We start from the raw sequence: 12,929 nt of genomic DNA, 5'->3' as shown, positions 1-12,929 counted from the left end.
ACTCAGGTCGCCGTGGTGGCGTACCGCTGCCGCAGCTCCGCCTTGCGGACCTTGCCGGTCAGGGTCTTCGGGAGCGCGGCGAGCAGCTCCACCCGGTCCGGCAGGAAGCGGGGGTCGTGCCCCGAATCGCCGAGGTGGGAGCGGAGTTCGTCGAGTGAGGGACCGGCCGGTCCGCCGGGGACCACGACGGCGCAGATCACGGCTGCGGGCGCGCCTTCCGCTGACGGCAGGCCCACCAGCGCGGCCTCGGCCGCTTTCGGGTGGCTGCCGATGGCCGCCTCCAGCTCCGTCATGGGCACGACCAGACCGTCGCGGAGGATCGCGTCGCGGGCCCGCCCGATGATGCGCACGCCGCCGCGGCCGTCGTCCCGCGCCAGGTCGCCGGTGTCGAACCAGCCGTCGGCCGTCAGTTCGGCGGCGAACACGTCGTCGCGCTTGTAGTAGCCGAGTGCGAGTGACGCGCCGCGTACCTGGAGGCGCCCGGCCCCGCCCGGGCCGCCATCGGCGCCGGACGGGGCGATGCGGATCTCCATGGAATCGATGACGCGCCCGTTGCTGTGCGCGGCCCACTCCTGCGGGTCGTCCGGCCGTGTCGTGGTCACCGGGCCCGCCTCGGACATGCCCCACAGCGAGTACGTGCGGGCGCCGAGCGTCTCGTGGACGTCGTCGGCGAGCTCCCTGAGCACCTGGGCCGAGCCGATCACCACATGCCGCAGGGTTCCTGTTCCCCGCTGTCCTGCCCGCTGCGAAGCGGCCACGTCGGCGAGTGTGGCCGGCGGCCCGTACAGGAGCGTGGCGCCGTAGCGCTCCACCAGGTCGAGCAACACCTCGTTCCTGCGTACGTCCTGGAAGGTGACGGTGCCGCCGAGCAGGACGCCGGCGAGAACGCCCTGTGCGAAGCCCGAGTAGTGGACGAGCGGGGTGGACACGGCGGCCACCCAGTCGTCACCGAGCCCGAAGGCGTCGGTGTATCCGCGCACGGCGGAGTGGACGGTGTTCTGGCTGTGCAACACGCCCTTGGACTCTCCGGTGGTGCCGGAGGTGAACAGGACCACGAACGGCTCGTCGGCCGACAGAGCCAGGCCCTCCAGCCGGGCGCCCCCGTCCTCTTCCCGCCCGGCGGCCACGAAGTGGTCGTGGAAGGAGAGCGCACCGGCCGGCGGCGGCCCGTCCACGACCAGCACGTGTTCGAGCGAGGAGAGTTCGTCCCTGAGCCCGGTGGCGATCAGGGCCAGCGGGTCGCCCGACCACTCGGCGAGCGTGACGCACACCCGGGCCCCGGTGAGCCCCAGCCGGTGGCGCAGCTCGTCCTCGGGGCAGACGGGGGAGATCGGGCAGATGACGGCGCCGACCCGCATACAGGCGAACATCAAGGGCACCATCTCCCACCGGTTGGGGAGCTGTACGGCCACGAAGTCACCCCGGCGGACGCCGAGACCGAGCAGCGCGTGGGCGAACCGGTCGGTCAGCCGGGCCAGTTCGGCGTAGTCGAGTGTGTCCGTGTGCGACTCGGTGACGCGGCGGCCCGCGACGGCGAGCCGGTGCGGGTGCGCACGCGCCTGCCGGAGCAGGTCGTCGAGGAAGGTCTCGTCCCGCCACCAGCCCCGGCGACGGTACTCGGCCGCGCGGCTGTCCTTTCCGGTCGATCCCATCAGCGCCGCCCCTTTCCGCGCGCCGCGAGCAGCTGCGGCAGCGGGTCACCCGCGCTCGACGCGGCGATCTCCAGGAGATCCCTGGTGTTGTCGCGGACCCGGCTTCCGACCCAGTCGAAAACCCATTCCTTGCGCTTGGCGGCCGACAGGTCGAAGGGGACGAGCCGGGCGATGGCGAGTCCGGCCGCGGCCGCACCGCCCACGTTGGCGACGACATCGGGCACCAGCGTGGCGCCGGACGCGGCGATCTTCTGCTTGGCCTCCGCGCTGGACGTGAGATTGCCGCCCTCGACGACGAGTCCCGCGCGCAGCCGGTGCGCGTTCTCGGCGTTGAGCGCGTCCTTCTGCGCCGCGAGGACCAGCAGGTCGGCATCGACGCCGAGCCAGGCGTCCTGCTCGGGGTCCACGGTGACCTGCTGCGGCAGCCGTGCCCGGTCGATCCTTCCGAGCGAGTCGGTGACGGCTACGAGGTCCGCCACCGACAGTCCCTCGCTGCTGCTGATGGTCCCCTCCACGTCGGCGACGCCGACGATGAGGTGCCCGCGCTCCTCCAGGAACCCCGCGACCGCCCGGCCGACCGCACCGAAGCCCTGCACCACGACGCGGGCCGGCCCCTGGTGCCCGCTCGCCTCCAGGGCCGTGACCGCGGCGACCCCGACGCCGTGCCCGGTGCCGTCGATCAGCGGTTCGTAGTAGGTGCGCCAGTCGATCGGCATGTCCACGGCGCGGGCCCGGCGGCGCGGGTCGTAACCGGCCTCGGCGAAGAACACCGCGCGGTCGGCGGGTGTGACGCCCAGGTCGATGCCGAGGTGAATGCCCCCGTGCAGCAGTGGCTTGACGGTACGGCCGAAGGTGCGGAAGGTCTCCTTGCGGTTGGTGCCGTCCGAGACGATGCCGGCCTTCGCGCCGCCGATGGGCAGGCCGACGAGTGCGAGCTTCTCGGTCATGCCGCGCGCCAGGCCGCGTACTTCCTCCTCGGTGACCCCTGTGGTCATCCGCACACCGCCCATGCCCAGGCCGTCGACGAGCGTGTCGACGACCACCCAGCCCTTGACGGTGCCGCCGCTGCCGTTCAGGTGGACCGTGAACGCGGGCTCCTGCGGGCCTTCATGAACACTCATTGCCAAGCCTCCGTGAGGTGGTTGAACAGGTGGGTGGACCGGCGGTGGTCACCGGTAGAGCTGTGCGAAGCCCCGCAGGATCTCCAGGCCGTCGCCGCGGAACTCCAAGTGGGCCTGCGAGCCGAGGATCCGGCCGTCGTCCGAGCTCAGGAACTCGACCGGCGCGTGCTCGGAGCGGCCGATGGAGCGGAAGCCCGCCGGGGCCTCCTGGAGGTAGAGGGTGTGGCGGTGGAAGACCGTCACGGTCGGCTTCACATAGCTGAACAGCGGCTCCTCCGTATCGACCCGTACGTCGTAGCCGCCGACCCGCTGGGGACCCTCAGCCAGACGTCCGCCTGCCGCGACCGCGAGGATCTGCATCCCACCGCAGATTCCGAGTACGGGGACACCGGCCCCCATGACGAGGTCGACGAGCGGCCGGTAGTACGCGCGGTCGTAGGCCCGCACCTTGGTGCCGCTCAGCACGACGGCCCGATAGCGGCTGCCGAGCCGGGCGGGTACGGACGCGGCGTCCACCACTTCGGTCTCGGACCCCAACTCCTCAAGTCGGCTGCGCAGTTGCCTCAGCGACAGGGTTCCGTTGTTGACGACCAGCACACGGGGTTGCGTCACGACTCTGCTCCTGACGTTCGCGTGATGACGGTGCCGGTGCGGGCGGCGAGCAGCTCCGTGACAGGTGCGCTGCCGATGACCACCCGGCCTGCCCCGCCTTCCAGGGCCTCGCCCGCAGCCCGCAGTTTCTTGCGCATGCCACCGGTGGCCCCCTTGTCGCGGAACGCGGCAGCGGCCTCCGCGGTGATCCGGCGCACCGGCTCCCCGTCGATCAGCAGATGGGCGACATCGGTGACCAGGACCAGAGCGGTGGCGCCGATGGCTCCGGCCACGGCGGCCGCGGCCCGGTCCGCGTCGGTGTTCACCTCCTGGCCGGCGGCGTTCCGGGCGAGCGGGGTGACGAGACTGGTGTGGCCCGCCCGGAGATTCCTCAGCACAGCCGGATCGACCCCGGTGATCGGGCCTACGAGGTTCTCCAGCTCGACGAGTTCCTTCCCCTGCCACCACCACCGCTCGGCCTCGCCCGCACGGACCAGGCCGTCGCTGCCGACCAGCCGCTCCGTGGTCACACCGCGCCGTTCGAGCCGGCCGGTGACCGTCTCCGTCAGCTCTGCGCTGACGGTCCGGATGTCGCCGATGACGTCGGGCGTGGTCCAGCGGCTCTGGTTGCCGTACCGGTCGCGCAGGATCGCGGACGGTTCGCCGTGGCGCGGGCTGAACTCCCTCAGCGGCTTCGACCAGCCGTGTACGAGGACCAGCGGGCGCTCCTGCGCCAGCCGGGCCAGATCGTCCCACCAGTCGCCGTCGAGCGAGTCGAGGCAGCTGCCGCCCAGTTTCACGACGGCAGGGGCCGGGCTGTCCGGCTCCCCGCTCATGCGGGCATCAGCGGCTGCATGGTCAGGCCCGCCTCCTCGGCCAGCCCGAACCGCAGATTCGCCGCCTGCACGGCCTGCCCTGCGGCGCCCTTGACGAGGTTGTCGAGGGCGGCGAGGACGACGATGCGGCCACCCTCCTCGTCGAGCAGGACGGTCACATCGCAGAAGTTGGACCCGAGTACGGCCTGCGGATCGGGTACCGGGATCAGTGTCTCGGCGTGCCGCCGCACCCGTACGAAGCGGTGTCCCTTGTAGAAGCGCAGATAGGCCCGCTGGAGCTCGCGCTGGCTGATGGCGTCGTTCGTGAACACGTACGAGCTGGTGAGGAGGCCCCGCACATGCGAGACGCCGTATGCGGACATGCTGAGCGAGCCGATGGAGCCGGGTTTGCTGCGTCCCAGGAAGTCCCCGACCTCGGCGGCGTGCCGGTGCCCGGTCGGGGCGTACGGGGCGATGGCCCCGCTGCGGAACGGATGCAGGTCGGCGGTGCGCAGCGTCAGGCCTCCGCCGCTGGATCCGCTCTTCCCGTCCACCACCACGGTCCGCAGCTCCAGGCCGAGGCCGAGAGTCAGTGGCGCGAGGCCCAGCGTGATCGCGGTCGCGTAACACCCCGGCAGCGAGATCAGAGCGGCGTCCGGCAGTTGTTCGGCGACCAGTTCCGGCACGCCGTAGACAAAGCGGTCGGCGAGATCCGCGCGCCGCTTCACCTTCGGGTACCAGCGGTCGTGCAGCTCCGGGGTACGGATACGGAACGCGCCGCTGAGGTCGACGATGGCCGGGACCCGGTCGGCGAGCAGCGCGGCCAGGTCCGCCGAGACGGGGGCCGGTGTGGCCAGGAAGACGACATCGACCAGGTCCGCGATGTCCTCGGTGACGGGCTGCACGGTCAGTCCCGGGTCGATTCGCAGACCCGGGTGCAGCTCGGCCGGGCGGCTGCCGATGTGGGACGAGCCGCCGAGGAAGGTGAGTTCCAGGTCGGGGTGCTGGGTGATCAGCCTGATGAGTTCACCGCCGGCGAGCCCGGAGGCGCCGACGATTCCTGCGCGGATCATGCGAGCAGCTCCTGCACGTGACGGCCGATGGCCGATGGGACGTCCGCTCCGGTCGCCGAGGCCAGCGCCCGGAATCCCGGGGCGTGATTGACCTCGTTGACGACGTAGCCATCGGGGGTGCGGAATAGGTCGACTCCGTAGATGCCGTCGCCGAGTTCGGCCACGACACCGTCGACGATCTTCTGTACGGCGGGGTCGTGGGCGACAGCGCGGTTCCTGTTGCCGAGCGCGGCGTTGTTGCGCCAGTCGGTGCCGCCGCTCTCGAATTCGGCGGCGCCGACCAGCTCGCGCCCGGCGACGAGGCAGCGCAACGAGGTACCGCCCAGGTAGGGCTCCACCAGGCAGGCCTGCTCGAAGGCGTGGCCGAGGTCCTCGACGTAGTCGTACACGGAGTGGGCGGTGTCGGCGTCCCGGATCAGGGTCACCCGTTTGCCCATGCCGCCGAAGACGGGCTTGAGTACCAGTGGCAGCTCCAGCTCCTCCAGGGCCTTGCCGAAGTCCTTGCGGGAGAGCACGAGCCGGAAGTCCGGAACGGGGATGCCCGCGGAGCGCAGCCGGGTACGCAGCGCTGCTTTGTTCTCACAGGCGTGGATGGCACGCGCGGTGTTCAGGACGGGTACGCCTGCCCCCTCGGCCAGACCCGCGATCAGTCCGCCTCGGGTATAGCTGCGGCTGCGCACCAGCACCGCGTCGTAGTCCCTGACCGACGGGGCGTCGGGGTGGCCGAGGCACAGGGACTCGTCATTGACCCAGTCGAGCTGCAGGCCGAGCGCCGGACCGGCTTCGATGAGCCGGCGTTCCTCCCAGGCGATGCGATCCGCGACGACGGCGATTCTGCTGCCCATGTCACTGGCCCCAGTCGCGCAGCTGCACTTCGATCATCTGCAGCGTCAACTGGCCGTCCGCGATGGACTCGACGCGCAGCGTGAGCAGGCACTCGGGGCAGGAGAGGGTCTCGCCCCGCCCGATCGGCGGCACGGTGAGGTCGGTCTCGCACTCGGGGCAGATGCCGGTGTGCGTGGCGGTTGACATGGGACAACTCCGTTGGTTGCGGGTGAATGTCGAGGCGCGGTACGAGGGCGGGCGGACCCGGTGCCGGAGGGGTGCTCCGCGACCCCGGGTCAGGCGGGCTGAAAATCGGTGGCGGCCTTGCGGATCGCGTCCCGGTCGAGCAGCGGGCTCCCGTTCCGCTCCTGCCGCTCGATGAGCCAGGGTGTGAAGGAGTCGGCGTCGACATCGACGCCCGAGTCGGCGAGCGCCCACCTGACGAGGGCCGGGGTGAGCCGGGACCGCACGCGCAGCTCCCGCTCGTTCCCGACCAGTTCGGCGGGCAGCGTCTCGTAGGCCTCGGGGTTGACGAGCTGCCCGGGCAGCTCGTACGCGAAGGCGTGCGGGGTGGTCGGCCCCGACTGGAACGCGTCGCCGAGGCCGGAGCCCCGCAGAGCGACCCGGGAGAGCTCGGTGAGATGGGTCAGGTCGAAGCGGGTGTCACCGTGGACGACGCGCAGCGAGGTGAGCAGTTCGGCCAGCGGCGCATTGCCGCCGCGCTCGCCGATACCGCCGACGGTCGCGGAGACCCACTGGGCTCCCGCGCGGACCGCGGCGAGGGAGTTGGCGACGGCCATGCCCAGCATGTTGTGCGAGTGGATCTCGATCTCGGATCCTTCGATCGCGGTGAGGTCCGCGATCACCTCCTGCATCTGCCAGGGCGACAGGCAGGCGACAGTCTCCGCGAGCCGGAACCGGTCGGCGCCCGCCTCGAATCCCGCGGCGACGTAGGGGACGAGGCGCTCCCTGGGCGTGCGGGCGCCGTCCTCGCCGCTGAACGTGGTGTGGAATCCGCGCTCCTTGGCCTGCGAGATCGCCGAACGGGCCAGTGACTGGAGGAACTTGGGACTGTCCGAGCCGAGCTTCAGCCTGGCGTGCTGCTCGGACGTGGGGATGGAGTACATGATGTGGCGCACGCCGAGGCGCTCGGCCTCGTCCAGCGCCCTGGCGACCTGCCGGCGGTCCCGGACGACGACGAGCGTCATACTGCGCTCGGGGCCGACGGCCTCGTGGGTGGCGAGGACGAGATCGGCGTCCTTCGACTGCGGGCCGGACACCATCCCCACCTCGACCAGGTCCACGCCGGTCCGCACCAGCAGGCCCGCGATGACCGCGGCGTCCCCGGGGCCGAACTCGACGCCCGCCATGTGCGCGGAGTCGCGCAGGGTCGCGTCGGATATGCGGGGCTGCCCCGGTTTCCTCTCCGGGCTTTCTGCTGCTGTCATTTCCTTCACTCCTTCTTCCGGGCAGGGTGGTGGTCCGCTGCATCCGGACACATGTTGTGCACCGGAATCAAAGGGCTGGGGTGGGCGCTGCTCATAGCTTTCCTTTCATGAGTGGAGCGGACAAGATCTCTCCGGTCAGGGATCCGTGGAGAACTGTCAGAGAATGTCAGGAAGGGAAAGCAGTGCAAGGCCGCTGTGTACCGCACGACAAATCCGTTACCGGACGGCTCCGTTGATGCTTCTGCGGCCTACTGTGCGGTCATGGAACCTATTTCGCTGCCCAGGGTCGGGGTTGTCGTCCCCCCGGAGAACCCCACCGTGGAACCGGAACTGAACCAGTTGCTCGGTACCGGAACGCATGTGTACGCGGCCCGGTTTCCCGTCACGCCCGGGGCGGGCCTCAGGGAGATGCTGGATACCTACAACGACGTACTGCCCGACACGCTCGGCGACTTCGGGGGCTTGCGCCTGGACGCCGCCGTGGTGGCGTGCAGCGCCTCTCACTACCTGCTCGGCCCCGGTGGCGACCGTGCCTTCTGCGCCGAGCTGTCCGCGCGGGCGGGCTTTCCGGTCCTGTCGTCCACGCAGGCGATTCTCGCGGCGTGCGAGGCACTCGGGGTGAGCCGGCTGACGCTCGTCTCGCCGTATCAGCCGTGGCTCACCCACACCTCCCGTACCTTCTGGGAGGAGGCGGGCCTCACCGTCGAAAGTGTGGTGCTGGTCCCGGCCGCGTCCGATCCTGCCGGTGGTGACCACTACGATCCGTACGAAGTGACGACCGGGACGATCCTCCGGCGTATACGGGAGCACGGGATCGCCGAGGGCACGGCCCTCCTCTTCACCGGCACGGGCATGGGAACCCTGCCCGCTCTCGGCCGGCTCGCCCGCGATGAGCCGCACCGCACCCTGCTGACGTCGAACCTGGCGTCCGCCTGGTGGGCGCGGCGCGCGGTGGGAGCCCGTGAGGCCGGCACGCATCCCCTGCTGCGGCGCCTGGAGCGGGCGGTGGTGTGACGTCGCACCGGGAGGCCGCCGGGCGGGGCGCAGACCCCGGCCCCGCCCGGCAGCGGCCCGGAGCGGGGCGCGCGGTTCAGCCCGCCGACACCTCGGGCAGGCGCCGGGCGTGCCCCATCCGGTAGCCGACGCCGCGGACCGTGAGAATCCAGCCGCTGGATCCGAGTTTCCCCCGCAGGCTGCTCACATGGGTGTCAATGGTGCGGCTGGTGCTTGCCCAGTTGCTTCCCCATACCTTCGCCATCAGTTCTTTCCTGGACACCACCATTTCGGGATTGGCGGCCAGGGTGTAGAGCAGCTCGAATTCTTTTGACGTGACGTCGACGATGCGGTTGTGCACCCGTACCTCTCGCGTACGGACATCGATGTGCAGCGGGCTCAGCGAAATCCATTCCGGGATATCCGTTCTGGGCCGGGACCGGCGCAGAACTGCTTCGATACGCGCCCCGATCTCCCGGAATCCCCAGGTCCTCACGACGCAGTCGTCCGCACCCGCTTTCAGGGCGAGGACCCGTTCGAGCTCATTGTCGTGTTCCGCGACAGCGATGAGGGGAATCGTCCCGGCTCTCCGCAAGGAGCGGCACACTTCGAGGCCGTCGATATCGGGCAGCTCCAGGGAGAGCAGCACCAGGTCCGCGTCCCCGTACGCCCGCAGCGTGTGTGCTCCGGTGCCCACGCTGCGGGCCGTGTACCCGTGCCTCCTGAGGTGTCCCATCATGGCTTCGGCCACAGCGGTGTCCCGCTCCACCACGAGTATGTTCGTCATCTGCCTGCCCCTGCCTTCCGGCCGCCTGTCAGCTCGCGGCCTCGGTGAGTTCGGCGGACGGTGGGGCCGGGGCCTGCGGTACGGCGCCGGGCGCACCGTACAAGTACCGGTAGACGTACGCGGCGCATGCCATGGTCATGTGGTGGTGCCAGCCGGGGAACGAACGGCCTTCGAAGTCGAGTACACCGAACCGTTCCCGCAGGGTGCCGATCGTTGTCAGTGCGGCGGCGCGGGCGCGTACCAGCCCGAGGATCTCCTCCACGCGGCGGTCGGTGAGGCTGGTGATCCAGTACCGGGCGGCCTGCCGGCCTTCCGGGTCGGGCCGCTCCAGGACGCGGTAGGTGCGGGACCCGCTCGTGTCGTCGGTGCCGGGACCCGGCAGCCGTACCGTCCCCGCGTACGCGTAGACCGGGACCCGCCCGGCCCGCCCGTCCAGGCTCTGCCGGACCACCCCCTGTGGCCGGCGTGCGTGCCGCACCTCCATGAGCTCGCCCACGGGTATCGCGGTGGGGGAGTGGGTGCTGGTGAGCACCACCTGGCCTTGGTCGATCTCGCACACCACGTCGAGCCGCAGCCGGGCGAGTCCGGCGAGGACGGCGGCCGCGTCGTCATCACGCGTCAAGTCAAGTACCCAGGGTGCGTTCGGGAGTTGAGCCTCCCCGGCGATCCCGGCAGCGTGGTCGAGTACATGGCTGCCGACAGGCTGCGCGGTCTCCGGCTCCGGAATACGGGCACGCCGTCTGAGCTGCCGGTCCTCTTCCCAGGGGCCGCTGAGCACCAGACTCCAGTCCACCGGGAAGCAGTACGTACCGGTGACGAGGAAGAGCCCCACGGCGCGCTGGCCGTTGACGGTGCGCCCGGACGCGGCGTCGGGCCAGGGGTGCACGCCCACCGAGTGCTTGCCGCTCTTGGGAATCACGAGCTCTGCGACGGTCCAGGCGAACGGCGCAGCGCTCGCGGAGGCGCGCAGCGCGAGGGTGCGGCGCACCGGCTCCCACGCCCACGGGCTGGCGTTGATGAACCAGTGCAGTCCGTGGGCGGCGGCCGGGGGTAACTCCTCCGCCCTCGCGAGCCGCCGTGTCGTCTTCTTGCCGGGGACATGGAGAAGCGCCCACAAGTACGCGCGGGCCCAGCGGTGTTGTTCAGGCCGGTCGAGGGTCCTGAATATCTCGCTCGTGAATTTCTGCAACCGCGCGCTGTCGCCAGCCACTGCCGCACGCACATCGCTTGACGACATGTAACGCTACGCTCCCCGTGTTCGTATCGCTCGCACGCGAGTCGGTACATGGCACACCTGTACGAGCCACAAAAGTACCGCCCGGAGCCGGAATGTCAGGGGCTGCCTCTTTACTTTGCAACGTCACGGCCTGAACTGCGGAAACGCGACCCGGCGGGGTGCGCGCGGGAAGCGTTTCAGGCGGTGGAAGGCCTGCTGGGGCCCGGGTTGGAGCGATGTGGCACAGGGGGCGGGGCAAGTGTCAACAGCTCATGAACAACCCGGGGAAGGGGCCGGGCGGGTGGCCGCCGAAGGGCGGGGGATGTGCCTTCGGCGGCCGGTTCCGATGACCTGCGCCCGTCCGCTGGGCGGTCCGGCAGAGGGGCGGTCCGGCAGAGGGGCCCGATCCGGCCGGCGGGCCTACGCTTCGGCCCGCTTGGCGGGGAACCCGTGACCGCGGGCGACGAGGACGACCACGAGCACCGGGAGCAGGAGCAGCAGGACGGTCCACGGGAAGGAGTCGCTGCCGGCCAGATCGAGCAGGACACCGCCTGCGATACCGCCCGCCGCCATCGCGACGTTCCAGAGCGTGACGAGCATCGCCTGGGCCGCGTCCGCGGAGTCCCCGCCCGCATCGCCGGCCGCGGTCTGCAGCAGCGTGGGGACGCCGCCCCAGCCCAGACCCCACAGCACGGCCGCGATGTAGACGAAGGCGGTGTGGTCGGAGAGGAGCGCCAGAACCGCCGCGGCCACGGCCACCAACAGGGCACTCGCCACGGTGAGACTGCGCAGCCGGCGGTGGATGCGGGCACCTACGATCCAGATGCTCACCAGCGAGGCGACGCCGAAGACCAGCAGGACCAGGTCGGTGTTGTCCTTCATCCCCAGATCGTCGAGGAAGGTCGCGATGTAGGCGTACAGGATGGTGTGGGCCAGGACGAAGACCAGGGTGACGAACAGGACCGGGGCCACGCCCGGGATGCGCAGGGTGCGCAGCATCCGCGGCTGCTCGCCGCGTTCCTGGCCCGGGTGGTCCGGCACCGTCGCCACGATCCACAGCAGGAGCAGGACCGTCAGCGCGGTCATCGCGAAGAAGGAGAGACGCCATCCGCAGGCCTTGCCCAGCAGGGTCCCCGCGGGCACGCCGAGCGACAGCGCGAGCGGGATTCCCGCCATGGCGATGGCGATGGCCTTGCCCTGCAGATGGACGGGCGCCATGCGCCGGGCGTAGCCGGCCAGCAGCGCCCAGGCCAGACCGGCGGCGACGCCGGCGACGAACCGCGCCACCATCGTCAGTCCGTAGGCGGACGACACGGCGGTGACCGTATTGGCGAGGGCGAAGCCCCCCATGGCGGTCAGCAGCAGTCGCTTGCGGCGCCAGCCCGCAGTGGCGGCCGTGAGCGGGATCGCGGTCAGGGCGGTACCGATCGCGTAGATCGTCACGGTCTGGCCGGTCGCCGACTCGCTGGAGTGCAGGTCGTTGCTCATCGCGGGCAGCAGGCCGGCGGGCAGGGTCTCGGTGAGACTGGTGATGAAGACGGCGGTCGCGAGGGCGAGGAGAGCGAGGAGCGGGAGCTTCTGTCGCTCCTCGCCCGTGCCCTTCGTGCCCGGGGTGCCGGTATCCGCGGCGGACGACGCCGCGGTGTCGGGTGCGGTACTCATGCGGTGTGCTCCGGTTCTTCTGGGGACGTGGTGGATCTGTGGTTTCCGCGCGGGCCCCCGGAAGCGGGTCCCGCGCTGCCTGCGGGTCAGGGACCGGTCAGGCCGCCGTCGACGGGGAGCCGTGCGCCTGTCGTGAACGTCGCCTCCGTGGCCAGGAAGAGTGCGGCGCGTGCGACCTCCTCGGCGGCGCCGAGACGGCCCAGCGGCGGCAGCGCCGAACCACCATCCGGGGCCTCGATACAGCCCGGCGCCACCGCGTTGACGCGGATCCCGCGCGGGACGAGTTCGGCGGCGAGCGCCCGCACGGCGGCGGAGGTCGGGGCGGGTGCGGTGAGTACGACCGCACCGCCGGCCCGGATCCGGGACAGCAGAGGCCTCGCGGTGGCCACGGCGTCGGCGAACAGAAGATCGACGCCGTTTCCGGGGCCGAGAGCCCCCTGGAGCGCTGCCGGGTCGACGACGCGTGCGGCGGAGCCCAGCTCGGCGACGGCCCGGAGCCGCTCCTGCGGGGCAGGAGCGGTCAGCAGGACCGTCGCACCGCCTTCCACGAGACGCTTCGCGATGGCCAGCGCGATGCCGGTGGCCTCACCGGTCACCACAGCCGTCCGTCCCGCGTACCTGGTCATGTCCCCCGCTCTCTCCCGCGTGTGCTGTTCCCGGACGGGGTGTGGCGCACCACCCGGGAAGGACTGTGCGCGGGGCCGCTTCGGAGAACCTTCGGGAAAGCTGACGGCCGACTGCCGGGT

General features: G+C 71.0%; 13 protein-coding genes. 1 reads left to right on the top strand and 12 read right to left on the bottom strand.

What is annotated here, in order from left to right:
* Positions 1-2: 2 nt before the first annotated feature.
* The 8 genes from OG917_RS01935 to OG917_RS01900 form a co-directional block, all read right to left on the bottom strand.
* Positions 3-1,652 (bottom strand): AMP-binding protein, encoded by a 1,650-nt coding sequence (locus tag OG917_RS01935; RefSeq protein ID WP_328315731.1) that lies wholly within the window; start codon positions 1,650-1,652, stop codon positions 3-5.
* On the bottom strand, positions 1,652-2,773 hold the full coding sequence (locus OG917_RS01930) for a Glu/Leu/Phe/Val dehydrogenase dimerization domain-containing protein (RefSeq protein ID WP_328315730.1): 1,122 nt from the start codon (positions 2,771-2,773) through the stop codon (positions 1,652-1,654). Before OG917_RS01930 ends, OG917_RS01935 begins: the two co-directional genes overlap by 1 nt.
* Before the next feature lie 48 nt (positions 2,774-2,821).
* The gene (locus OG917_RS01925) at positions 2,822-3,385 is read right to left on the bottom strand and encodes a type 1 glutamine amidotransferase (protein ID WP_328315729.1); all 564 of its coding nucleotides are present in this window, start codon (positions 3,383-3,385) and stop codon (positions 2,822-2,824) included.
* The gene (locus OG917_RS01920) at positions 3,382-4,200 is read right to left on the bottom strand and encodes an amino acid kinase family protein (RefSeq protein ID WP_328315728.1); all 819 of its coding nucleotides are present in this window, start codon (positions 4,198-4,200) and stop codon (positions 3,382-3,384) included. The genes OG917_RS01925 and OG917_RS01920 overlap by 4 nt, the downstream gene beginning before the upstream one ends.
* A complete protein-coding gene (gene argC, locus OG917_RS01915) occupies positions 4,197-5,252 on the bottom strand; it encodes an N-acetyl-gamma-glutamyl-phosphate reductase (protein ID WP_328315727.1) in 1,056 nt (351 codons plus the stop codon). The genes OG917_RS01920 and argC overlap by 4 nt, the downstream gene beginning before the upstream one ends.
* Positions 5,249-6,097, bottom strand: a complete 849-nt coding sequence (locus tag OG917_RS01910; RefSeq protein WP_328315726.1) for an ATP-grasp domain-containing protein — start codon at positions 6,095-6,097, stop codon at positions 5,249-5,251. Before OG917_RS01910 ends, argC begins: the two co-directional genes overlap by 4 nt.
* A gap of 1 nt (position 6,098) precedes the next feature.
* Positions 6,099-6,284: a lysine biosynthesis protein LysW gene (locus OG917_RS01905; RefSeq protein WP_328315725.1), complete on the bottom strand. Its 186-nt coding sequence runs from the start codon at positions 6,282-6,284 to the stop codon at positions 6,099-6,101.
* 89 nt (positions 6,285-6,373) lie between these two features.
* Positions 6,374-7,525: an isopropylmalate synthase gene (locus OG917_RS01900; RefSeq protein ID WP_328315724.1), complete on the bottom strand. Its 1,152-nt coding sequence runs from the start codon at positions 7,523-7,525 to the stop codon at positions 6,374-6,376.
* A gap of 261 nt (positions 7,526-7,786) precedes the next feature.
* On the opposite strand from OG917_RS01900, the gene OG917_RS01895 reads away from it, so the two are divergent.
* A complete protein-coding gene (locus OG917_RS01895) occupies positions 7,787-8,539 on the top strand; it encodes a maleate cis-trans isomerase family protein (RefSeq protein WP_328315723.1) in 753 nt (250 codons plus the stop codon).
* 76 nt (positions 8,540-8,615) lie between these two features.
* Here the strand turns inward: OG917_RS01895 and OG917_RS01890 are convergent, their stop codons facing one another.
* From OG917_RS01890 to OG917_RS01875, 4 genes are all read right to left on the bottom strand, one after another.
* Positions 8,616-9,305: a response regulator transcription factor gene (locus tag OG917_RS01890; RefSeq protein ID WP_328315722.1), complete on the bottom strand. Its 690-nt coding sequence runs from the start codon at positions 9,303-9,305 to the stop codon at positions 8,616-8,618.
* Between the two features lie 28 nt (positions 9,306-9,333).
* Entirely contained in the window at positions 9,334-10,542 is a 1,209-nt protein-coding gene (locus OG917_RS01885) for an IS701 family transposase (protein ID WP_443058896.1), read from the bottom strand.
* Between the two features lie 399 nt (positions 10,543-10,941).
* Positions 10,942-12,183 (bottom strand): MFS transporter, encoded by a 1,242-nt coding sequence (locus tag OG917_RS01880; protein WP_328315720.1) that lies wholly within the window; start codon positions 12,181-12,183, stop codon positions 10,942-10,944.
* Between the two features lie 86 nt (positions 12,184-12,269).
* Positions 12,270-12,809, bottom strand: coding sequence for an SDR family NAD(P)-dependent oxidoreductase (locus OG917_RS01875; protein ID WP_328315719.1), 540 nt, complete (start codon positions 12,807-12,809; stop codon positions 12,270-12,272).
* Between the last annotated feature and the right edge of the window lie 120 nt (positions 12,810-12,929).

The organism is Streptomyces sp. NBC_00388, from assembly GCF_036061255.1.
GTDB lineage: Bacteria > Actinomycetota > Actinomycetes > Streptomycetales > Streptomycetaceae > Streptomyces.
The sequence above is the reverse complement of the archived record's forward strand: the minus strand, read 5'-3'. Positions and strand labels throughout refer to the sequence as shown.